Annotated in this window: 17 protein-coding genes and 5 pseudogenes; 11 read left to right on the top strand and 11 right to left on the bottom strand. The window is 65.4% G+C overall.

Annotated elements, in window-relative coordinates:
* Nucleotides 1–117: 117 nt before the first annotated feature.
* The 3 genes from ctpC to MKCMC460_RS17260 form a co-directional block, all read right to left on the bottom strand.
* Complete coding sequence (ctpC, locus tag MKCMC460_RS17270) at nt 118–2,268, bottom strand: manganese-exporting P-type ATPase CtpC (protein WP_238304608.1); 2,151 nt, start codon at nt 2,266–2,268, stop codon at nt 118–120.
* Between the two features lie 8 nt (nt 2,269–2,276).
* Nucleotides 2,277–2,555 (bottom strand): DUF1490 family protein, encoded by a 279-nt coding sequence (locus MKCMC460_RS17265; protein ID WP_156781429.1) that lies wholly within the window; start codon nt 2,553–2,555, stop codon nt 2,277–2,279.
* A gap of 125 nt (nt 2,556–2,680) precedes the next feature.
* The gene (locus tag MKCMC460_RS17260) at nt 2,681–2,839 is read right to left on the bottom strand and encodes a hypothetical protein (RefSeq protein WP_236982939.1); all 159 of its coding nucleotides are present in this window, start codon (nt 2,837–2,839) and stop codon (nt 2,681–2,683) included.
* A gap of 356 nt (nt 2,840–3,195) precedes the next feature.
* Between MKCMC460_RS17260 and MKCMC460_RS17255 the strand changes: the two genes are divergently transcribed.
* The 3 genes from MKCMC460_RS17255 to MKCMC460_RS17245 all read left to right on the top strand — a co-directional run bounded on the left by MKCMC460_RS17255 (nt 3,196) and on the right by MKCMC460_RS17245 (nt 7,127).
* Nucleotides 3,196–3,441: a hypothetical protein gene (locus MKCMC460_RS17255; RefSeq protein WP_238304607.1), complete on the top strand. Its 246-nt coding sequence runs from the start codon at nt 3,196–3,198 to the stop codon at nt 3,439–3,441.
* 864 nt (nt 3,442–4,305) lie between these two features.
* The gene (locus MKCMC460_RS17250; protein ID WP_065136430.1) at nt 4,306–5,706 is read left to right on the top strand and encodes a PPE domain-containing protein; all 1,401 of its coding nucleotides are present in this window, start codon (nt 4,306–4,308) and stop codon (nt 5,704–5,706) included.
* A 56-nt stretch (nt 5,707–5,762) separates the two neighbouring features.
* Nucleotides 5,763–7,127, top strand: coding sequence for a PPE family protein (locus MKCMC460_RS17245; protein WP_236982941.1), 1,365 nt, complete (start codon nt 5,763–5,765; stop codon nt 7,125–7,127).
* A gap of 1 nt (nt 7,128) precedes the next feature.
* Here the strand turns inward: MKCMC460_RS17245 and MKCMC460_RS17240 are convergent.
* Nucleotides 7,129–8,012, bottom strand: a pseudogene (locus MKCMC460_RS17240) (exopolyphosphatase).
* Here MKCMC460_RS17240 and MKCMC460_RS17235 point away from each other — a divergent pair.
* Nucleotides 7,987–8,304: pseudogene (locus MKCMC460_RS17235) on the top strand (hemolysin III family protein); the annotation flags it as partial. The pseudogenes MKCMC460_RS17240 and MKCMC460_RS17235 sit on opposite strands and share 26 nt — an antisense overlap.
* A 601-nt stretch (nt 8,305–8,905) precedes the next feature.
* Here the strand turns inward: MKCMC460_RS17235 and MKCMC460_RS17230 are convergent.
* Nucleotides 8,906–9,190, bottom strand: a pseudogene (locus MKCMC460_RS17230) (transposase); the annotation flags it as partial.
* Nucleotides 9,191–10,328: 1,138 nt separating this feature from the next.
* Here MKCMC460_RS17230 and MKCMC460_RS17225 point away from each other — a divergent pair.
* The 5 genes from MKCMC460_RS17225 (at nt 10,329) to MKCMC460_RS17205 (ending at nt 14,606) form a co-directional block, all read left to right on the top strand.
* Nucleotides 10,329–11,363 carry a PPE family protein gene (locus tag MKCMC460_RS17225; RefSeq protein ID WP_236982943.1) on the top strand — a complete coding sequence of 345 codons (1,035 nt, stop codon included), beginning with the start codon at nt 10,329–10,331 and terminating at the stop codon, nt 11,361–11,363.
* Between the two features lie 95 nt (nt 11,364–11,458).
* Entirely contained in the window at nt 11,459–12,121 is a 663-nt protein-coding gene (locus MKCMC460_RS17220; RefSeq protein ID WP_236982944.1) for a cation transporter, read from the top strand.
* Between the two features lie 334 nt (nt 12,122–12,455).
* Nucleotides 12,456–13,133: a YoaK family protein gene (locus tag MKCMC460_RS17215; RefSeq protein WP_236984054.1), complete on the top strand. Its 678-nt coding sequence runs from the start codon at nt 12,456–12,458 to the stop codon at nt 13,131–13,133.
* A 66-nt stretch (nt 13,134–13,199) separates the two neighbouring features.
* Entirely contained in the window at nt 13,200–13,982 is a 783-nt protein-coding gene (locus MKCMC460_RS17210) for a sensor domain-containing protein (protein ID WP_309297897.1), read from the top strand.
* A gap of 204 nt (nt 13,983–14,186) precedes the next feature.
* On the top strand, nt 14,187–14,606 hold the full coding sequence (locus MKCMC460_RS17205; RefSeq protein ID WP_370652853.1) for a transposase: 420 nt from the start codon (nt 14,187–14,189) through the stop codon (nt 14,604–14,606).
* A 13-nt stretch (nt 14,607–14,619) separates the two neighbouring features.
* Here the strand turns inward: MKCMC460_RS17205 and MKCMC460_RS31830 are convergent.
* The 4 genes and pseudogenes from MKCMC460_RS31830 to MKCMC460_RS17190 all read right to left on the bottom strand — a co-directional run.
* Nucleotides 14,620–14,757, bottom strand: a pseudogene (locus MKCMC460_RS31830) (IS3 family transposase); the annotation flags it as partial.
* 16 nt (nt 14,758–14,773) lie between these two features.
* Complete coding sequence (locus tag MKCMC460_RS17200) at nt 14,774–15,139, bottom strand: hypothetical protein (protein WP_236982948.1); 366 nt, start codon at nt 15,137–15,139, stop codon at nt 14,774–14,776.
* 99 nt (nt 15,140–15,238) lie between these two features.
* Nucleotides 15,239–15,589, bottom strand: coding sequence for a hypothetical protein (locus MKCMC460_RS17195; RefSeq protein ID WP_238304606.1), 351 nt, complete (start codon nt 15,587–15,589; stop codon nt 15,239–15,241).
* Entirely contained in the window at nt 15,586–16,527 is a 942-nt protein-coding gene (locus MKCMC460_RS17190) for an IS110 family transposase (RefSeq protein ID WP_238304605.1), read from the bottom strand. Before MKCMC460_RS17190 ends, MKCMC460_RS17195 begins: the two co-directional genes overlap by 4 nt.
* Before the next feature lie 498 nt (nt 16,528–17,025).
* Between MKCMC460_RS17190 and MKCMC460_RS17185 the strand changes: the two genes are divergently transcribed.
* Both MKCMC460_RS17185 and MKCMC460_RS31825 read left to right on the top strand, forming a co-directional pair.
* Nucleotides 17,026–17,889, top strand: coding sequence for a tyrosine-type recombinase/integrase (locus MKCMC460_RS17185; protein ID WP_236982950.1), 864 nt, complete (start codon nt 17,026–17,028; stop codon nt 17,887–17,889).
* On the top strand, nt 17,886–19,712 hold the full coding sequence (locus MKCMC460_RS31825) for a site-specific integrase (RefSeq protein ID WP_264891017.1): 1,827 nt from the start codon (nt 17,886–17,888) through the stop codon (nt 19,710–19,712). Before MKCMC460_RS17185 ends, MKCMC460_RS31825 begins: the two co-directional genes overlap by 4 nt.
* A 39-nt stretch (nt 19,713–19,751) precedes the next feature.
* Here MKCMC460_RS31825 and MKCMC460_RS17175 read toward each other — a convergent pair.
* Both MKCMC460_RS17175 and MKCMC460_RS17170 read right to left on the bottom strand, forming a co-directional pair.
* A pseudogene (locus tag MKCMC460_RS17175) lies at nt 19,752–20,249 on the bottom strand (tyrosine-type recombinase/integrase); the annotation flags it as partial.
* 941 nt (nt 20,250–21,190) lie between these two features.
* Nucleotides 21,191–22,198, bottom strand: coding sequence for a tyrosine-type recombinase/integrase (locus MKCMC460_RS17170; protein WP_238304604.1), 1,008 nt, complete (start codon nt 22,196–22,198; stop codon nt 21,191–21,193).
* Between the last annotated feature and the right edge of the window lie 43 nt (nt 22,199–22,241).

Here is a 22,241-nt window from a genome sequence, read left to right as displayed (position 1 = left end):
CGGATTGCATCATGGACGATCGTTTCCGGCACAACCCCCGGACAGATCGATAACCAGGTACTACGCCATATCCGTTGGTTTTCCGGCGATTACTACCGGAATCTTTGGGTGCGGACATCATGGGAGGCGGTAGCGGATCAGGCGTGAGCTGTTGGTCACCACAGCTACCGATGACGCGTTGTGCAGGATCGCGGCCAGCACCGGGGACAGGGCGCCGCCGGCTCCCATCAGCAGGCCGGCAGCGTTGACTGCGATGGCCATCTCGTAGTTCTCTCGGATGACCTGAACTGCCCTGCTACCGAGGTCGCTGACGTCGAGTAGGCGATGCAGATTGTCATTGGCCAACGCCACGTCGGCGGTCTCCACGGCGACATCGGTACCGGCCAGCCCCATGGCGATGCCGATATCGGCGGTGGCCAGCGCGGGGGCGTCATTGACGCCGTCGCCGACCATTCCCACGACATGACCCTCGCCCTGCAGGGTGCGCACCACCTCAAGTTTGTCGTCAGGCAACACTTCAGCGCGCCACTCATCGATACCGAGTTCGTTGGCGACCGCCTCGGCGGTGTCGGGATGGTCCCCGGTGAGCATGACGATGCGGCGTATACCGTTGGCGCGCAGTTTGTTTAACACTTCAGCTGCCTCGGGTCGTACCTCGTCGCGCAGGCTGATCAACCCCACCAACTTCCCGTCGACGGCCAGCAGCAGCGGGGTCTCGGCCTGTTTACGCAGCTTGTTGAGCCATTCTGTGGCCTTTTTCGACACGCGGACGCGTTCGCTGCGTAGCAGCGACGGGCTGCCCAGTAGCAACACCCGTCCGTCGGCCCAGGTACGCATGCCCAGGCCCACCAGGACTTCGCACTCTTCGTGCGGCGGAATGCTGATCCGGCGTTCCTCGGTCGAGCGGATCACCGCCTCAGCTAAGGGGTGACGCGAATGAATCTCTGAGCTGGCCGCATACGCCAGAACGTCTTCAGGCTCCCAATCCTTATGCAAAGCAACGATATTGGTGACGACCGGTCGACCGACGGTCAGGGTGCCGGTCTTATCGAACACGATCGCGTCCACCCGGCCCGCCTGCTCAAGATGCGAGCCGCCCTTGATCAAAATGCCCCGGCGCGCGCCGTTGCCGATCGCGGCGCTGATCGCCGTCGGAGTGGAAAGGCCGACCGCACACGGGCAGGCGATCAGCAGCATGGTCATCGCGCGCCGCGCGTCACCGGTCACGACCAAGGTCAGTGCCGACAAAATGAACGACGCCGGAACAAAGCGGCGCGAGAAATTCTCCCCCACCGTCTGAATCGGCGCCCGATCGTGTTGGGCTTCCTCGACCCTGGTGATGATCCGCCCGATCACGGTCTCGCTGCCCACCGCGGCAGCGCGCACCACCAATTGTCCGCGCACCACTACCGAACCTGCGTGCACCTGTGCTCCCGCGGTAACGCTGACCGGCAGGTTTTCCCCGGTGATTGCCGACTGATCGACAATCGCCTCCCCGTCGATCACCTCGCCGTCGACCGGTATGGCCACGTGGTCGTGCACCACCACAGCATCGCCGATCTGCACGGTGTCGATGGGAACCTGGACCTCGGTGTCGTCATCGAGGCGAATCCAGACGGTGTCCTGGGTACCGCGCAGCAGCTCAGCGATGGCACGTCGCGTGCGGCGCACCGTCAGATCCTGTAGATACTCACCGATATTGAGTAGCCATAACACGGTCAGCGCGACCACGTTCTCGCGCAACACAAGACTGGCGATGGTCGCCGCCGACACCAACGCATCGGTGCCCGCGCGGCCCGAACGCAGTGAACGCAGCGCGCCACGCAGGAAGGGATAGCCGGTGAAGATGGTCACCCCTGTTGCCACCAGCTGCCCGCTCGCACCCAGCAGCGGTGGCCGCCCAAAGCCGTAGCGGCGGATACCCAACAAGGTCAAGGCCAGACCGCCGATCACCATCCGCAGCACATCGGTGTTACGGACATCTGATGAGCGCGGACTGCGAGCCGGAATGAGATTGTCGGCGACGTGCGCGGCCCCGGAGATGGCCGACAGGACCGACGGTTGGTCGCAGCGTTTCGGCGAATACCACACCACCACAGATCCGGTACGCGGGTAAGCGTGCACGGCCCGCACACCGGGCTGGCGGCCGACGGACTCTTCGACCGCTACCGCACGACGCGCGTTCGCCTGGACCCACGGCACCAATACCCGTATCCGCCCAGCAGCATCCGAGACGACCACCAATTCGGGGTCGATCACAGCGCTCATAGCGCGGATCAGTGGTCGTGATCGTGGACGGCGCTTACCGCCGGAGGGGGCGATTCTTCGCCGATCCGTGCGCGCGCCTCGGCGACCACGTCGGAAACCTTCAGTCGCGCTGATTCAGCCGCCGTCTCCGCGCGTCGCGTCCCGCGCAATCCCAGTTCAGTCACGGCCACCGCACTGCGGCGAACCGGCGCCTTTCCTACCGCCCTCTTGACCACTTCAAAGGCGCTGACGCCGACCAGCCCAGTGAACACCGCAGCCCCAGCTTTCGCTACCAGCCCATGCAACATCGGCCCACCGCCCTCCTGTATCGCCATCGACGCAGGTCACCACCCGCCAAAACTACGTTAACATTGCCATATTAGAATGTAAACATCTGAGGCTCTGCGTCGGTGGAGCACGGGTCTTGCTTTGTTCAGTCGGCCGGTGGCGTGCAGGCCGCCGCCTTGACCTGGGCGACCTGCACCGCGCTGCACACCGGTGGGCGGTCGCAGCGTGGCGCGGCGCGCCGTGACGCCAGCTCCCGTGCCGCGCACCAGCGGCGGCGCCACTTGCACACGGTGTCCTCGCACACCCGGAGCGACGGCGCGATGCGCGCGCTCTACTGTCTTTGGGCGGCGGCGAGCACGTTCTGCGCGCGCGTCACGAGGCGTTGCTCGGTGCGCCTGGCCCGGACAAGGCGAGTCAGTGCACGTCGTTGCGAACCGGTCAACGTGATCCGGTCTGGGACGACGGTGACATGGTGTGTGGTCCATAAGACGAAGTTCCCACTGGTCACGTCAGCCCCACCTATCACATAACCGTGGTGCCCAACGACACGCCGTAGGGCACGATCACGGACCATGGCCGCACCGCCCGCTTCGACGAAAGCATCCCTGCGGCAACGGGTTGTCCGCCCGCGCGCGCCAGCGTTGGCCGCAACTGGACGGGGTGGACGTCCGATTTTGTGGCGCGTTCGCCTACGGCACCGCGCGTCTGCCCGACGGTGACACCATGCCGCTGATGCGGCTGCGTTACGGCGGGTTGGCGGCCCGCTGGGGATTCGCGGTGTACCTGGCCAGTAAGAACGCCCGCCAAGAATCGATCCTGCCGACCAGCCACACGGCCGGCGCACCCGAAGACGCTCTCGACACCGCGTGCGGCCTCTACCTCGGCGACCTAGCCCCGTGGATCTGACCCCCAACGAACCTACGAGCGGAACCACTAAGACTAAGCCTCAGGATGGCCGACATGGCATGTCGTGGATCGTCTCGGCTTGGTCAACCTCTGGCGACAGGTCCGCACTGAAGGTCTTTTGTCTGCGCTGCGTGCGCTGCTACATTCGAGCCACTGTGCTTAGCAACAGAGGTAGGCAACCCTCGGCGCGATCGGTTATCGCCATCGCGGCGTTACTGTGGCTGCTTAGTGGCAGCCTCGGTGAGCTGCAGCGGTCGGTGACCGCCGCCCCGGACACAGCGCACACCGCCGCCTCCTCCCTAGGCCAAGCGGTGGCCGTCAACGCCGACCACACCCATGCCGATCACGGCTCGTCGACGGCGTGGCCCGAGCTGTTCGCGACCTCGCTTGACCCCCGGTGGGTGACCACGCTGGTCGCGCTCGGGACGCTCGCGCTAGTGGCTATCGTCGCCGCTTTATTTGCTGATCGAGTGCTGGCTCCTGGGCGAGGCCCGCCTTGCGGCATCACCACTGCACGCTCCGGTCAAGACCTTCTGACGCGGTTCTGCCTGTCCCGTCGCTGACCGGACAGCCGTCAGTTCGCGGCGCATTACAGAACATCCCTGGCCAAACCACATCTTCTGGACAAACTCGATACTGCGATGTGGACCGTCCGAGACATTCGCTGCTGAACGCACTTTGCACCATCTAAAGCCACTGAATACCGGCATGCTCGGTCGTCTGCGAGGGGGAAGCATGCTTTCTGAGAGCACTAAGCCGGAATGTACCGAGGGCTCGCCGGTGAATCTGCCGTCGAGTCGCAGCATCACGCGCGGTGCCGACGAGCTCCCCCCCGACCGCCCTGAATGAAAGGACCCACGAGCCATGGATTTTGGGAGCTATCCGCCGGAGGTCAACTCGGCCCGCATGTACACCGGTGCCGGGTCAGGACCATTGTTGGCCGCTGCCGAGGTGTGGGATGGGCTCGCCGCCGACCTGCATTCGGCAACGAATTCGTATCAAGCGGTGGTATCGGGATTGACCGCTGGTCCCTGGTTGGGGCCGACGTCGGCGGCGATGAGCGCTGCGGCCGCGTCGTATGTAGCGTGGTTGCAAGCCACCGCAGTACAGGCCGAAGAGACCGGCGCACAAGCCAGGTCCGCGGCCACTGCCTACCAAACCGCGTTTTCGGCGACGGTTCCGCCGACGGTGGTGGTGGCCAACCGCAGTCAGCTGATGGCCCTGGTCGCGACCAATCTGTTCGGAAGAAACAGTCAGGCGATCGCGGCCACTGAAGCACAGTACGGGGAGATGTGGGCCCAAGACGTGGCGGCGATGTACGGCTACGCAGCCTCGTCAGCCTCGGCGACGGCGCTGACGCCGTTCAACCCACCCCCGCAGACCACTAACGCGGGCGGTCCGGCCAACCAAGCCGCCGCCGGCCAGCCCACCGGCATCGTGGAGAGCACGGTCCAGCAAGCCTTCTCCGCGGTCCCCAGCGCTCTGCAGAGCCTCGCAACGGCGGCCCCGGCAGCTGCCGCGCCGGCACCAGTGGACTCGCTGAGCGTGCTGGCCGACCTGTTCACCATTTCCTTCGGCATAGCAGCGGCCTTCGCTACCATTCTTATCGGCGTACCGTCCGGTGTGATCGGGGTGATCGGTCTTCCGGTGTCCATCATCGGCGCCGAGACTGGTATTCACACCGACGAGATCATCAGCGGCTGGGAGGGCGAGGAGCCCTTTCCAGGCACTGAGCCAGCACCGGTGAAGCCGTTCCCGGCGCCGCTGCTCAACTTGCCGGAAGGCACGGTGCCGGCGCCGAGGCTGTCGGCCGGTCTGGGCGAGGCCAGCACCGTCGGAGCCTTGTCCGTGCCACCGACCTGGGCTGCTGCCACCCCGGCGGTGCGCGCCGTCGCATTCACGCTGCCGGCGCTGCCAGGAAGCGCGGTCAGTGCCGCTGCGGTCCACGCGCCAGAAGCCGGCTCGGGCAGCATGCTCAGTGAGATGGCACTGGCAGGGATGGCCGGGCGGGCCATGGCCGGAACCGTAGGTACCGGAGCCGGAAAGGCGGCGCGAGGCGCCCGTGCGGCGGCGCGCGCCGGAGCTGGGGCGGTCACCGTTGATGGGGCGGCCGCCGGCGAAAAAGACAAGGCACCGCAGGATAATCCACGCGCGGTGGTGACCGGCGTGGCGGCTGAACTCCGCGAATTCTCCAAGCTTCGCGACGAGGGGATTCTGACCGACGAGGAATACACCGAGCAGAAGAACCGTCTGCTGGGTCGCTGAAACGCTCAACGCCGTTCTGGGCGGACACGTCGGTCATCTGAAAGAGGTATGTAGTCATGGATTTCGGGATCTATCCGCCGGAGATCAACTCCGGTCGGATGTATACCGGTCCGGGACCGGGGCCGATGCTGGCCGCTGCGCAGGCCTGGGGCAGCTTGGCCGACGAGCTGTATACGACCGTGAACGGATTTCAGTCGGTCGTGTCGGAACTTACCGAAGGGGCGTGGTCGGGTTCCTCGTCCGCCGCTATGAGTGCCGCCGCCGAGCGTTATGTCCAGTGGCTGAGCGCCACCGCCGCGCAAGCCGAGGAAACCGCGGCCCAAGCCCGCACGGCGTCCGCCGCTTACGAGGCGGCGTTCGCAGCCACGGTGCCGCCACCAGAGATCGCCGCCAACCGCAGCCTGCTGGCGGTGCTGGTGGCAACCAACTTTCTGGGACAGAACACAGCGGCGATCGCTGCCACCGAAGCGCTATACGCCGAGATGTGGGCCCAGGACACTGCGGCGATGTACACCTACGCAGGTTCGTCAGCGGACGCGGTCGTGCTGACGCCGTTTACCTCCCCGCACCAGAACACCGACCCTAGCGGGACGGCCAGCCAAGCCGCCGCGATCAGCCAAACCGGCATCTTCGCCGGCAATGCGCTGGATGCCATGTGGGTAGTGCCGCAGGGGTTGTCCGCGGCGGCGACACCGGCCCAGGCCGACCCGCTCACTACGCTGGCCATCCTGAGTTCCGTCTTTCTCCTTGCACCAGCCGACTTAACTGACTTTCTCGTGCTCGCACCGACAGATCTGCTGACCGCGTTCGGGGATTTTCCTGCCTCCGCTTTCAACAGTGCCTCGGGTCTCGTTGACGATGACACCGTCAGCGGCTGGAACGGGGAAGAAGCCTGGCCGGGTACCGGACCGGCGCCTGTGCAGCCGTTTCGCGCGACTCTTCCGAACCCACCCACTGGCGGGTTCCCTGCGTCGACGATGTCAGCGGCCGTGGGCAAGGCCAACTTGATCGGCGGATTGACGGTGCCACCGAACTGGACCGTCGCCGGACCCGAAGTACGCCCGACCGCGCTGAGCACACCGCTGTCGAGCGCGAACGCGGCAGCGGGGCCGGCAGCAGAATTCGACGCGGCAAACACGTTCAACCAGATGGGAATTGGCGGAATGGCCGGACAGGCCATGGCAGGCCCGCCAGCCGCCGCAAACCATATGAAGAACGCCAGCTCGGCGCGGCTCACCGGTCGCACCGAGGACGCACCGGCCGACGACGACGCCGAGGCCTCGCCCGCGCCGCGGACGGTCATGACCGGCGTCGCCGCCGCGATCCGCGATATCGCCGTACAGCGCGCCGTTGGACGGCTGAGCGAACAGGAATACACCGAGCAGAAGAAGAGACTGCTCGAAATCTCGTTCGGGCAGTAGGTCAGTCGGCGATCGACAGCGCGATGCCGTCCAGGATGTCGTGCTCGCTGAACCGTCAACTCCTCGATGCCGGCCCGCTCCCGTAATGCAGGGGCCAGCTCCTCGATCACGATCACGTCGACCCGACCCTCGTGCATCGGCCCCAACGCGGCCCGCTGGGCGGCCCGCGGCATCGCGATCAGCCCATCGCAGACGGTGAGCAACCGGTCTACGTCGACACGAAGGAGGTGAATGGCCGCAGAGTCATAGGCCGTCATGTCATGGGCGAGCGCAGCGACCGGCGTCATCGTGCCGGGCCAGCCCGACCCCACTACGCGCCCGTTCCACCGGCACGATGCGCACCGCGTTCCCGAGCCGGTCGCGAACCATCGCGGGCCGCCGCCACCTCGGCGACCGCGGCGGGTCGGAGTGCAGGCACCGCTCGGTCAGCCGGACACAACCGATGTCGGCGGAGAAGCTCGCGGTCACCGTCTCGGTGCCCAGTACCACCTTGGTCGACCACCGCCCAGGTCGACGACGACGAAAGCCTCTGTTGCGGAGTTCAATTCGCTGACCGCACCGCGGAACGACAGCTCAGCCTCCTCAAGGCCGGTGATCACTTCGGCGACGGCGCCGTCCATGACATCACCGAGCACCTCGGCAGTCATCGCGAAGATGACATCACGATTACCGGCATCATGGGTGGCCGATGCCCCGCGACCATCCGATGCCGGTCCACACCATGGGCGGTGACAGTTCCGCGTAGTTGGTCAGCGCGGACCGGGTGCGCTGCAACGCCTCCGGCGCGAAATCCCCGGTAGCGTCCACGCATTGGCCGAGCCGCATGATGCGCATCTCGCGAAGCACGTCGATCAGCTGCCCGTGGGGCGGCGCCCTGGCCGGAATCGCCCTGACGGTGTTCTGGCCGACGGCGCCGCGCTGGGTGGGCGTGCCCTTGTATCTGCTGCTGGGCTGGGTGGCGGTCGGTCACACCGGGATGATTCTCCACAACGCCGGGGTGGCTGCGATGGTGCTGCTGGCGGTGGGCGGTGTCCTCTACAGCATTGGTGCGGTGTTCTACGCACTGCGTCGGCCCGACCCGTGGCCGTCGACGTTTGTTTATCACGAAGTTTTCCACGCCTGCACCGCAGTCGCGGCGATCTGCCACTACATCGCCACGTGGCTCGCGGTCTTCTGAACTACCCGAACATTTCGAGTGTCAGTATTGCCCGCTGGACGTCGATAAAGCACTTTGTGGCCAGCGGCAATGCTCCTGCAGGTTGATCGACCCGGATCGGTAGCCTGCAGGAAGGCTTATCGAGGGTTTATGAAGAATGATGATGATGCTAAAACCACGTGGTTGTTCTTGGACTCCACATGGGCCCGGTCGTTCTTCTGGTACGGCCGGGAGCGGGCCTGGGCGATGTCACGGGCCTGCAGCCACCCAGCGAATTCATGATTGATGAACTCGCCACCGCAGTTGAATCGAAGACCACCATCGGGAACGGGAACCGCTGCTGCAGTCCCTCGACGCCCTCGGTGATCCACTTGGATGCGTTGTTGCGGATCGAGGTGTTCTCAGTCCAGCCGGTCACGACATCGGTCATCGTCAAGGTGCGGGCGAACTCGCCGATCAGCGTCGGGCCGCAGTGCGCCACGGTGTCGGCCTCGATCACCCCCGGTGCATCGGGCGCCTCGTCGGCGCAGGTGCGGATCGTGATCGAATTACGCAGCAGCGGAGACGGTTTCGTCGTCGAAATGCCCTTGATGCGCATCCTGTCCCGTGCCGGATTGAGGTAGCGGTCCACGGTGTCCGCGCTCATCGCCTTCAGCTCGACCAATGCCGCCTCGGTGGCGAACGGCTTGTCCAAGTCGCCGGCGGCGCCCAGCAGCGGCAGCCACAGCTCCAGCATCACCACCAGGTACTTGCCGCACGGCATGCCCATCAACGCCCACACGTGGGCCAGCAGCGCCCTGGCGTCGTCGCTGAAGCCGCGCGGGCGCAGCGTGCGCCTATCGACCTGCTCGGCCGGATCCGGCAGCCGCGGGCCGGTCAACGCCCGCCGAGCTGTCGAGCCGCCCATCCCCGTAGTGGCCACCACCCGATCCAAAATCCTGCCTTTGTCCGCCTTTGCCGCCTTGCGGTACTGGACCTGCAGCTTGTTGGTTACCTGCCGTCTCGCGGCCATATCGATCTTGCCCTCCACATCGGGCAAGCCTTCCCGGCCATACGCTCAAAGTAGGTGAGGCACCACCACCGGCTACGCGCTCAAAGTAGGTGAGGCACGCCGCTGAATTGACGGCCAGATTGGAATTGGGTGCTAAATTTGACCTTCATGTTCTCTGGAGCGCACAGGCGGGTGGTGTGGCGATCGGTTGTCGCCCTTTTCGCCGCGCTTTGGCTGCTTACTGGGGGCGTCGGTGAGTTCAAGCACACCGCGCCATCGACACCGGACACCGCCCATGCCCTTCTGTCCTCCTTCACTGGTTCGGTCGTGGTCAATGGCGATCCCACGCATCTCAGGCAATGTCCATGTCCGTCGCCGCAATGCCCCGAAGTGTGTGCCGCGGCGATTCTGCCCCAAATGACGCCGGGTCTTGTCGCGCTCGGGATGCTGGCGGCGCTGGCCGCTGGTGCGGGCTGGGTTTTCGAGCACATGCTGCAGTCCGGGTGGGGTCCGCCCCGTGGGCTAGGCGTCATTTGGACTGGCCAGGATCTTTTGACCAGATATTGTCTCGCACGCCGCTGACGGTATGGCGTCACATCGTTGGGCGCTGCACGAGGCTAGTTGATCGCTGACCCTGTCGGCGGCTGCGCTGCCTGACTGCGTGGCTGTAGCGGCTAGCAACCGTCGCTTGTGTCGGTCCGTTCGGCAAACGGATCTCGCGCCCAGTGATCTGACGCATGCCCCTGCGGCGCAGATCATTTTGCTGGTTCGGCGTGTCCGACAGCGCCCGATCGCGCCGGATGGGTCCGTTCGTCCACCCAGAAGTCTGCGCGAGAAGGAGAATTTTGTGTCCGTTTCCCCAGCTAGGCCACCGCTGCTGTCGGCAGCGCTGGCTTGCCGCATCACCTTTGAGGCGCCGCTGATCGTGTCCGCGATTGTCATTGCTCTGATGACCGCGGCGCTGCCACGGCGTCGAATTTCGGGCTGCAATGTCGGGTCGCCGAGACATCACCGACCCTCGCCGTCACGCCGCTGACTGATCGGAGCCACAACGATGGATTATGGGCTGCTGCCGCCGGAAATCAACTCCAACAGAATGTTCCGCGGTCCCGGTTCGGAATCGCTGTTGGCCGCCGCCGCGGCTTGGGAGGCGCTCGCGGAAGCTCTTTTTTCCGCGGAGATCTCCGTCCTCTCGACAATCTCAGGCTTGGGCAACGACTTCTGGCAGGGGCCTTCGGCCTCGTTAATGGCCGACGCGGTCAGGCCCTACTTGCAATGGATCGCCCTCACGGCCGCACGCGCGCACCGCACCGCCGCGCAAGCCAGGTCGGCAGCGGCGGCCTATGGAATCGCCCTGAGGCAGACGGTGCTGCCGATGCAGATCATCGCGAACCGCAAGCGGTTGCGGTCACTTACCGCCGCCAACCACCTCGCTCAACACACGCCTGCCATCGCCGCTGTGGAAGCGCGCTACAGCGAAATGTGGGCTCAGGACGCCGCCGCGATGTACAGCTATGCGCGTAATGCCGCGGCCGCGACCGAGCTCGATCCTTTTCCCGTGCCCGATGTCGAGCTCATCGGTGTCGGGCCCGGAGAGCCAGGTGACACTCTGGCGTTGCGGCGAATCAAAACAGATGCGCAGTTGTATCGCGCCGTGCCTTGTGCGTTGGAGAGCCTCGCATCACCGACATCGCACTCACGTGGCACGCCGCAGCCGACACCAGATTCCGGTGCCGATCCCGATTCTGATAATGCAGGGCTGACGTCGCCGATGTCGGCCGTCTGGGCACTGATCTCGAGGCTGGCAGGAGCTGACAGTGATCGTAGTGACACAGTCGGTCGGACAAGGGGCCGGCCCGTGCCGGTGCGGGCTTGGTTCAGCGGCTGCCGCGTGCCCCCGCGCAGCCGGTTGAGCACTTATTCGGGCAGGCGGGCCGCGCCAGGGGAGCAGCCCGACCTGAAACCCGCGGCCGCGGTCGGGGAGCTCTCGGTGCCCCAGGCCTGGGTAGAGAAGGCCCCGCCACGGCCTGCGCCGACCGTTCCGCCGCTCGCCAGCCGTTTCACTTCGGCCTCGGACCGCAAGCCATGAATTGTCGCGCCGACAAGCCGGCGCGACTATAACTGGCGCGTCGAACTCACGCCCCTCAGGATCGCCCCCGACTCGGTTGGAGACTCAACACCATCATGGACAGTACCTGTTCTGACCCACGTCAACTCACCCTGACCACGGGTCACGCCAAAGGAGCTGACTGGCACTGGGCCGCTCGCTGGGCGCGCCGGCTGGCCTGGATCAGCCTCGCCCTGGTGGTCGCCGAAGGAGCCGTCGGCCTGTGGCAAGGCATCGCGGCCGGATCCATCGCGCTGACCGCGTGGGCCCTGGGCAGCGCCCCCGAGGCGGTGGCCAGCCTGGTGGTGATCTGGCGGTTCAGCGGCGCGCGAACTTTCTCCGAGACCGCCGAGCTGGGCGCTCAACGCGGCGTGGCGGTGTCATTTTGGCTCACCGCCCCCTACGTCGCCGCCGAATCCGTCCATCACCTCCTCGGCGACCATGAACCCCACATCACATCGATCGCCATTGCGGTGACCGCGGCCGCACTGGTGCAGATGCCGGTCCTTGGGTGGGCTCAGCACAGACTCGGCGCTCGTCTGGGGTCAGCGGCTACAGTGGGCAAAGGCACCCAGAACTATTTGTGTGCCGCCCAAGCCGGCGCAGTCTTTGTCGGTCTGGCCACGACGGGCCTGTGGGTCGGCGGGTGGTGGTTGGATCCTGCGATCGGTCTAGGCATCGCCGGTATCGGTGTCTGGCAAGGCTTACGCTCGTGGCACGGACAGGGTTGCGGATGCTGAAAGCGGCAATAGCAACAAACCGCACGATCACTGCCCGGGTAGTCACTATTCAACGTATCGATTGCTTGGCCCCTATTTCTCGAGTCGACAACAAATCGTATGCAGGAGTTGTACTTTGATGCTTGATGATTCATCGCGTCGCGATCGTCGTTCAACGCGGCAATGTGAACTTTGCGTCCCGAGTCTCCGGTTGCGGTCGCAGTCTCGGTTGCGTATCCCGGAGTGCGCAGGCTGCGGGGAACCGGCGTTGAGTCGCGCTGATCTTGAGGCGCTGCGCGAGATCGGTGCAGCGGCAGGACCGGGGCGGCGGCGACCGAGTTCGCCGCAACCGTCTATGGGTAAAATCTTGGGCAGTGAAGCCCGGCTATCGTGGGTCCTGGCCGCTGTGGCGGGATTGATCGGGGCAGCGGCCTTTACCCACTCTGCCGGCTACTTCGTCACCTTCATGACCGGCAATAGTGAGCGCGCAGTCCTGGGATTTTTCCGCAATGAACAATGGCTTTCGATCACGGCAGCGCTGCTGTTGGCGTCGTTTGTCGGCGGCGTGGTGATCGCGTCGCTGTGTCGACGGCATCTGTGGCTGGCGCATCCCCACGGCTCCACGGTGTTGGCCGCATTGTTCCTCGTTACGGCCGCCGCTGTGGACGTCATCGTGGACGGATGGTCAACACATGACGTGTCTTTCGTGCCAGTTATTTTCGTTGCTCTGGGAATTGGTGCCCTGAACACCTCGTTCGTCGACAAAGGTGAGGTATCGATCCCGCTTAGCTACGTGACAGGCACTCTGGTTAAGCTGGGTCAAGGTATCGAGCGTCACATCAGCGGCGGGCGGGCCACCGACTGGCTCGGATACTTCCTGTTGTGGGCCAGCTTCGTCGCTGGGGCAGTGATCGGAGGATGCATCAGCCTGGTGGTGAGCGGGTCGCAGATGCTGGCGGTCGCCGCCGCGGTATCGGTAATCACCAGCGGCCACACGTATTTTCACGCCGACCGCCGAGCCCTGCGACGATAGCACCGCAATGCGTACACGCGCAGTGGGCCCAGGCACAGTTGTCGCCGACCCTCATAGATTGGCGGGATGAGGTTAGCGACATCGCAACGCATTGTGGCAACAGACCCCGGCATGCGCCAGACACGCCGCAATAGGCGCAGAGCTGTCGCCGCGCAAGCGTGGAAGACAGCCCGAGTAACGTCATGGTTGCGAGCACTGGCTGCGGACGCCTCCGCGTCTCTTATCACCTGCTGCGCAATCGTTTTCGTCTGTGCATGCGCACATCCGGGCGCACCGGCGAGGCCCCGCACAAATCCCACTGCCGGGATCGCCATCGACGCGTTGATTATCAGCGTCGACGATGTGCGCCGCATCGCCATGTTCGATGGCCTCACCCAACAACCGCAGCTGGAGATGACTCAACCACCCACGCCAAACCCGAACGCTCCCATCGCATGCCAAGCAGTAGGAAACACCAACCGCACCTTCGGGAACAACTGGATCATATTCCATGCGGTGTCCTACACCGCAGCCGTCGGTAGCGCAACCCCTGCCTTCCACACCCGCGTAATCGCCCTGGTACGTCAAACCATCGCCGCGTATCCCAGCAGCGACGCGGCCCACACCGCGCTTGATGGCCTTGTCTCCGCACTCGCGGAATGCGCTGCGTTGCACGCCAACGCCGACTATCAATTCACCATGGAGATGCTCGACCCCTCAACCGCGACGCTCAAGTCCACCGACAACACCTGGACCGAAACGTACCGCGTGAAGTCCTCCGTTTTGATCGACGTCTTGGTCTCCGGCCTACCGAGCCATGGCCCGACCGCGAACTCCATCCTGTCAGCGATCACCGATCGTGTGACCTAACCGCCACGCTCACGTGATCAATCAGCGCGCTGACGTGCAATAGGAGGCGCACAGGACCCGTTGCGCAGCCCGAGGGTTGCTGTCAACTGAAGTGAGGGTATTCGCCGATAGGGCTGTTCCGCACAAACAGGAGACCCTGATGAACCCCAAGTTCGACTTCCTGTCTGAGCGCTGTACCGCCAACCGGATGTTGCTCATGATGCGATGAAGGGGCGGGGCCTCCGCTCGCCTGCTGCGCAATCGTGCAAGTCGGACCCCTTGGACGCCCGCAGAATCGCAGCCGCGGTTTTGTCCCTTGAACCTGAGCAGTTGCGCCGGCCGCGAAGTGGCGACGGTGTTCGGGCTGCATTGCGGGTTTTGGTCACCGCCCGTGAGCACATGACGACTGAACGCACCGCGGCCGTCAACGCACTCACCGCGCTGCTGCGGATGACCACCCTGGGTATCGACGCTCGTAAGCCATTGACCGCCAGGCAGATTGGTGAGGCCGCCCGCTGGCGCACCCGGGCCGAAGATCTTGCCACAAGCACCGCTCGCGCCGAGGCAGTCCGAATGGCCAAACGCGTGGTCGCCCTCAACGCAGAGCTGGCAGCCAACCAAGCGCAGATGATTGATGCGATCTGAACCATCCTGGGTTTCATGCACCCTCGGGGTTCTGTGAGCCGGCCGGTTGGTCGGTCACAAGTTCGGAATAGTAGCGGGCTTCGGCTTCGGCGGGTGGGATACGCCCGAGGCGGTGCATGAGGCGCTGCTGGTTGTACTTATGTGGGTGATCTTGTCAAGGCAGCCGTTCAGGATGCGTCGGTGTCGAGTCGGTGGAGGATGCCGTCAAAGATGTTCTGGCGTCCGATTTGACCCTTTTGGGCTGCGTCGTCGCGTTGCCGTTGGAGGGTGGGCCGGAACTCGATGGTGGTGACGAAGAAGCTGCACGATTCACAGATCGATTCGAAGTGGCAGTCCATCTCCACGGGTCGAGCGCAGTAGCCGTTGCCGAGCATGCGCCGATGCATCTCGGTGCGCAGCTTGCGCATTTCGCGGCTCTCGTCATCGCCGGCGAGCTCGCGGGGCTGGCCATAGAGGGCCTCGACTTTTTCGGTAACGGCGAAGTACTCGTCGGCGACGGTCTTGTCGGCGATGCGCGCGTAGATCATGGTCATGGCGAGGGTCTTGTGTCTGACCCGAAAATCGGATGGTGAGTGGGCAGCCGAAGGCACCCGACGGGAGCCGGGTCATGTTGTGGCGTTGTCGATTTAGTGTCAGGCCGCGTTGTCGGTGATGACCGCTTTACCGTCCCGGATGGCGATGTGCTGGCCGGTGAGCGCTTGGAGTTGGGTGGCGAGGTCGCGGGCACGGCGGTGTTTGTTGATCCGGGATTCGTAGTAGCCGGGTCCGAGGTCGCAGAATCGGGCTTGTGGATCGGAGAGCAGGTGATAGATGACGGTCAGCACCGAGTTGCCGGTGGCCACGATCGCCTTCTGCTTGCCGCGGCGTCGCGCCAGGCGCCGATAACGGGTGCCCAGGAAGGTGTCGGCGCGGGAGTTGGCGAACGCGATGCGGCCAAGAGTGCCGGCCAGCCACGGGTTGCCTTTGCCGCGGCCCTTGCTCATCGACTTACCGGCCGACTCGTGGGTCTGCGGCAGAACTTGGCCCACGACACCAGATGCGCGGCCGTTGGGAACCGGGTCATGTCGACCCCAGTCTCAGCGATGAGTTCGGCGGCGGCAACGGTGTTCACGCCGACAATGTCAGCGAGCCGGGCTGCCTGTCGGGAGAAAGGGTCGATCGCCTCCTCGATCCGGGCGTCGAGTGTGGCGATCTGCGCGCCGATCCGGTCGCTGTTATCAAGCATCATCCTCAGAATCGTCGCGTGGTGGTCGGTGAAGAATCCGCGTAGCGCCTCTTCGAGCTGGTCGGTCTTCTTCCGCGCACCGCTTTTGGCCAGCCGGGCCAGCGTCCGCGGATCCCGCTCTCCGGCGATCAGGGCTTCCATCATCACCCGCCCGGATACGCCGTGCAGGTCCGAGAGCACCGACGAGATTTTGATCTGGGCGTCCTCGAGCAGCTTCTCAACCCGTTGCTGCTCACGGGTGCGATCCTGCACCAGAGCCCGACGGTAGCGCGTGAGGTCGCGTAGCCGACGGATCTCGGGCGGCTGCACCAGTGACGGGCGGCACATCCCACGCTCGGCGACTTTGGCCAGCCAGACCGCGTCGGCCCGGTCTGTCTTCGCCCGACCTGGCACATTCTTCACCTCGCGGGCGTTGACCAGCCAGCAGTCAAACCCCTCGGCCTCCAGAAGGTAGTACACGCCCTTCCAATAGGTGCTGGTCGATTCCATCACCACCCGCTGCACCTGCCAGTGCCGCAACCAGCCCGCCAACGCCAACAGCTGTGCGGTCGTCGTACCGTAGCTGCGCAGCTCCTGCATTCGTCTGCCGGCCCGTTGTGCTTGCGGCACCCGCACACACGCCTCCAGAACAGCCTTGCCCAGATCCAGCGCCGCGACCCGCTCCACTAGCAGTTCGACATCATCGACCTCGTCCATAACGAAAATCCTTCCCGGGAAACCGATTACATGAGCGCGGCCGCCCGCAGGAACCGAACAGGGATAGAAAAGAGTCGGACCCTCGTGCTCATGGCAACAATGCGCAGCCCCACCATCGGCTCCCCGGATCAAACTGATATACGGGCTCACCAGCGCCAAGAATGATCGACCTCGGCGAGCGACCGCACCCGATTTTCCCGCATGCGCGGGCGTCCCCGGAAGGGGACCACACAACTGATATACGGGTGATCTGCGGCGGGTGATCTACCCGGGCGTGGGCCGGTTGACCGACGAGCCAGGAGACCCCGATGGACCAGTTCAGGCCGTGCTTGATTCGTCACCATCGTGGGGTGGAGCTCGTCGCGATCACCCTGGGGCATCCGCTGCTGGATGACTATCTTGCCTTCGTTGGGGCGCGAGCTCGGACCAATACCTGGCTGGCGGTGGCGTCGGATTTGAAGATTTTTTTTGGTGTGGTTGCGAAGGAGCCAGCGCAGGTTGATCGCGGCAGATGTCTTCGCGTTCTTGGCATCTCAACGCACTTCCCGCTTGGGCGAGCGGGTGGTGCGATTGGAGGATGGCGAGCCGGGCTTGGCGGCGCGCACGATCGCCCGCCGGTTGTCGAGTGTGCGTGGTCTGTACGCCTACCTCGCGGCCCGAGGTGACACCGGCGTGAGCCGCAACCCGGTTCCGAGCAGCCTGGCCGCCCGCCGCCCCGGTGCTCGGCGCGGCAAGGGCGGTGTGCCGTTGATCCGCACGCCGCGGACGCTGCCGCGGGTGCTGGCGCCAAGCGAGGTCGACGCGCTGCGGGCGGCGTTGCGCACTCACCGTGACCGGGCCATGGTCGAGGCGATGCTGTTGGGTGGCCTGCGACGTTGCGAGGTACTGGGCCTGCGCCTCGACGACGTCAACGCCGGCCAGCGGCGGGTGTTCGTGGCCGAGGGCAAGGGCGGGCGGCAGCGGATAGTGCCGGTATCTGCGCGGTTTTTCGCCTCGCTCGGGGACTATCTGGACCACGAGCGGCCGCGGGCGTCGACCGACCGGGTGTTCGTGGTGTTGAAGGGACCGCGGCGCGGTGAGTCGTTGACTGCGGCGGGCCTGGACGAGATCCTCGACGGTGCGCGTGGGCGCGCCGGGCTGACGCAGGCGACGTGCCATCAGCTGCGGCACACGTGTTTCACCCGGCTGCGGGAGGCCGGGATGGCACTGGAGGCGATCCAAGCCCAGGCCGGCCACTCCTCGATCGTCTCGACCCGCATCTACCTGCACCTGGCAAACGACTGGTTGGAGCGGGAGTACCTGCGCGCCGCCGAAGCGATCGAGGCGCAGGTCGTCGCGTCCGGCGAGGCGGCCGAGGAATGAACGGTTCACCGGCACATCGCCCCAACATCGAGGAACTCGTCGAGGCGTATCGGGTCGACCTCGTGGCGGCCGGAATGTTCGCCGGACACCCGGTGACCTCGGTGGCTCGCATGTTCTTCACCCGCGTGGGTGTGGCGGGCTGGTCCGTGTTGCCGCTGGCAACCCAGTGTGCATTGCCGCTGAAGGATCGACGGGTGGTCGGTTGGTTGATCGTGACGGGACGGCTGCGGCCCAGCCCGGACTATCTTGTGGCGTGCCGGCCCTACCTCGGCGAAGTCGCCGCCCATCATCACCGCGGGTTCCACGAGCGGTTTGTCGCACGCTCCGCTGAGCTCGGGTTCGGCCCTGTGGCGACCCGCCTGCAGTGGTCGGCGCTGGCCAAGGTGGCAGCGCTGGCCGGGCTGACTCCCCAGTGGCTGACTCAGCCGGTGATCGACGCACAGCGAAAAGCTTTGACCGCCGCGATAACTCGCCACCGACCCGACAGTCATGGCGCCAAGGCACTGAGCGCGGCGCTGTTCGGTGCGCAGACCACTTTGTTCCACCTCGGCGTCCTTGACACCGCTCCCCGCAAAACCAACCCGGACCGCTCGGCCGAGCGGGCCGCCCAGTGGGCTGCGGTTCCGCCACGGCTGGCGGCCACCTTGACCGGTTACATCGCCCAGACCCGGTTGTCGCTGCGGGCCTCGACGATGGTGCGCGTCGAGGGCGTGCTGCGGGAGTTCGCCGGCTGGCTGGCCGTGAACGCCCCCGAGGTGCTCTGCGTCGCCGACCTGCGTCGGGTACACATCGAGGCCTACAAGCTGCACCTGTCCACCCGGCCCTCGGCCCGTGGCGGCAGGTTGTCCAAGACCGGTCTCGCCGAACACCTTGGCGCCCTGCGCACCTGCTTCGAGCGGCTCACCGAATGGGACGGCGACGACATCCCCGCCCGCGTGCTCATGTTCCCTGGCGACCTGCCACTGCGCGACGACCCGCTGCCCAGGTTCCTCGATGACGCCGCCTTCACCAAGCTCCTGCAGGCCGCACGCGCCGCCGACGACCCGTTCGTGCGACTGTGCGTGGAGTTCCTGGCCCGCACCGGACTGCGCAAAGGCGAATTCCTCGATCTCACAGTCGATTCCGTCGTGCAGATCGGGGCCGCGTACTGGTTGCACGTGCCGCTCGGCAAACTGCGTACCGACCGCTACATTCCCTTGCATCCCCAACTCAAGGATCTTCTCGACACCTGGATCGCCACTCGGCCCACCAGCTTGCGCAGCCGCTACCTGTTCGTCGAGTACGGCCAACGCATCGGCCAAGGCCGCGTCGACCGGGCAGTCGCCAAGGCCGCGAAAGCAGCTGGCATCGGCCATGTTTCGCCTCATCGCCTCAGGCATACCTTGGCGACCCAGGCGATCAACCGCGGCATGTCCCTCGAAGCCCTGGCCGCATTGTTGGGGCACCGATCGATGCGGATGACCCTCGTGTACGCCCGAATCGCCGACCGTACTGTCGCCGACGAATACTTCTCCGTCAGCGAAAAAGTCGAAGCCCTCTACGACCAGCCGCGAACACTGCCCGCCGAAGCCGAAGGCGCCGAAATGCGCAAGCTCCGAGTCGAGATGCACCGCCGCATGCTCGGCAACGGCTACTGCGCCCGACCCGTCGGCCTGGACTGCCACTTCGAATCCATCTGCGAATCCTGCACTTTCTTCCAGACCACCATCGAGTTCCGCCCGACTCTGCAGGCACAACGCGACGACGCCGCCGAGAAAGGACAACTCGGCCGCCAGAAAGTGTTCGATGGGCTGCTCGCCCGACTCGATCAGACCGCTTCCTGACCAGACGTACTTGACAAGATCACCCGCATAATGTCCGAGTAGGGCCGCGATGGCGTCGAGGCTCATGCCCCGGTTCACGGCCTGCGTGGCTAGGGTATGGCGCAGCTGATGGGCGGTGACGTTGCCGATTCCGGCGGTGTCGGCCAGGTGCCGCAGCGCTTTGGTCACGCGATGGGAGCTGATGGGCCGGTTATGTTCGAGCAGAAGGCGATTGGTGCGCAGTCCGGTGGGTCGGTGGTGGCTGATCCAGTCGTCGAGCAGCTCTTTGAGTTGCGGGTGCAGCGGGATGTAGCGGTCATTGTGCAGTTTGCCGATCGGGATCCGCAGCCAGTAAGCCGAGCCGATCTGCACGACCGCATCGGCAGTGAGGGCCAGCAGCTCGCTGCGGCGGATCCCAGTGCGGGCAAGCAGCTCGACGATCAACCGAGACAACGGGTCCGGGTCGGCGCGGGTGGCGCGCAGTAGCTTGGCCGCAGCGGCGTCATCGAGGAAGCGCGGCAGCGGTTTGTCGATGATCGGGAGGTCCCCAGGGAACATCAGCGGCCGCACCGGCGGGTTCGGGTAGCCCCATTCGGTAATCCGAGTGAAAAAGCAGTGCAGATTGATCAGCGCGTTCTTGATGCTGACCCGGTTGAGCGGCTTGCGCGTGGTCGGCCGGGGATGGGTGCACAGCCACGTCTTGAACGCTTCGATGTGTTCACGGTGCAGGTCGGCGCAGCTGCCCACCTCGGGGTGGGTGTCGGCCAGCCAGGTGCCGAACTCGCGCAGATCGTGCTCGATGGCCTTGACGGTGCTCGGTCGCAGACTCAGCGTGACCTGGGCGACATAGCGCTGCGCGGACTCTGCGAATCTCGTTGCCACCGTTGCCCATCCGGTCACCGAGACCGGCGGGCTAGTTGTCGGCGGCCGCAATGTGGAGATCTGGCCGGCGTGGAACAGCGTCAGCCGCAAGCGGTGAAAGACCGACGCCACGTTGCGCCCTGCGCTGGGCTTGCCGCGACGGGCGTAGGCGGTGGTCATCGCGATGCGGGCGGCATCGAAGTGCTCATCGGTGACCGCGCACGGCGACCTACCGGTGATCGCGGCGATCTTCGCCAGGATGTTCCACTGCGCCGCGGTATCGCTGTTGGAAACACCGATCCTCGAACAGTTTTCGACGAACCAGTGATAGTCCGCGGCGCAGAACCCGCGGGCCGGGATGCCCGGCCGCAGATCGCTGCAGCTGAGCAGTTCGGCATCGACGATGATGCGCCCGGTGACCATCAGCCAGGAGGTAAACGATCGTGCCTTGGCGACCGCGTCGAGCTGCTGGTCCGCGGTGAGCCCGCCCCAGCCGCCGGCACGGGCGATTTTGGTCTGGCAGGTATGCGCGGCCTGGGTGGTCGATCGTCCCGTCTTGCGTCCTGCGGCCCGCATCGCGGCCAGATAGTCTTCGACGATCGACGCGTCGTCTACGGCCAGCGACAGCGGCGCGGGCGTCACGGCGCCTGCACAGCTTGGGCGTCGATCGCCTCGACCGCCCGCCGGTATTCGCCGGCAAGCCAATCGTTGGCCAAATGCAGGTAGACGCGGGTGGATTCGATGGAGCGATGGCCGGCCTGGGCCTGGATCGCCTCCAATGCCATCCCGGCCTCACGTAGGCGTGTGAAACAGGTATGCCGCAACTGATGACAGGTCAGATGGGCGATACCGGCGCGCCGGCGGGCGCCAGCGATGATCTCGTCAAGCCCGGCTGCGCTCAACGGCCGTCCACGGCGCTGGCCCTTGAGCACCACGAACACCTGATCTGCCGCGCAGTGGGGCGGGCGTTCGGTCTGCAAATAGTCGGCCAGGGTGGTGAAGAACCGAGCTGATACCGGCACGATCCGCTGATGGCCGCCCTTACCCTCAGCGATGAACAACCGCTTCTCACCGGGCCGCACGTCACCCAACCGCAGCCCGAGCACCTCGCAGCGCCGCAGCCCGCCCAGCAGCATCGCCTCCACCATCGCCCGGTCCCGACGCGTGCGAAGCGCAGCCATCAAGGCGTCTACCTCGCCCGGGTCGATGACCCGCGGCAGCGTGCGTGGCGTGCGGATCAGCGGCACCCCACGCACCGCACGGCTCGGGGTGCGAGTCGACAACCCACGGGGCACGGGGTTTCTGGCAACGACACCACGAACGATCAGGTACTCGAACAACCCAGTGACCGAGGCCAGGCGCCGCTTGATCGTGCGCGCCGACAGGCCCGCTTCACCGTCTTCGATCCGCACCACTTCCGCGCCGCGGCGCGGCTGGCGCTGCGTGACGATGAACGACAACACGTCCGCAATGTCGACATCCTCCGGCGCCTTGCCCACCACCAAAAAGAACACCTTCAAATCGAACGCAGTGGCCAGCACCGTATTCGGACGCGCTCGAGAGGCCACGGTGCCGAGATAGTCGTCGAGCAGTTGATGACCCAGTCGCGGGACGCCGCCACCGGCCGGTCGAACCAGGCACGGCACGCACACGACAACCTCCCGACCACAGCATCGGCGCTGGCCCGGC

This window comes from Mycobacterium sp. 20KCMC460, assembly GCF_022179425.1.
Lineage (GTDB): Bacteria > Actinomycetota > Actinomycetes > Mycobacteriales > Mycobacteriaceae > Mycobacterium > Mycobacterium kiyosense.
The sequence above is the reverse complement of the archived record's forward strand: the minus strand, read 5'-3'. Positions and strand labels throughout refer to the sequence as shown.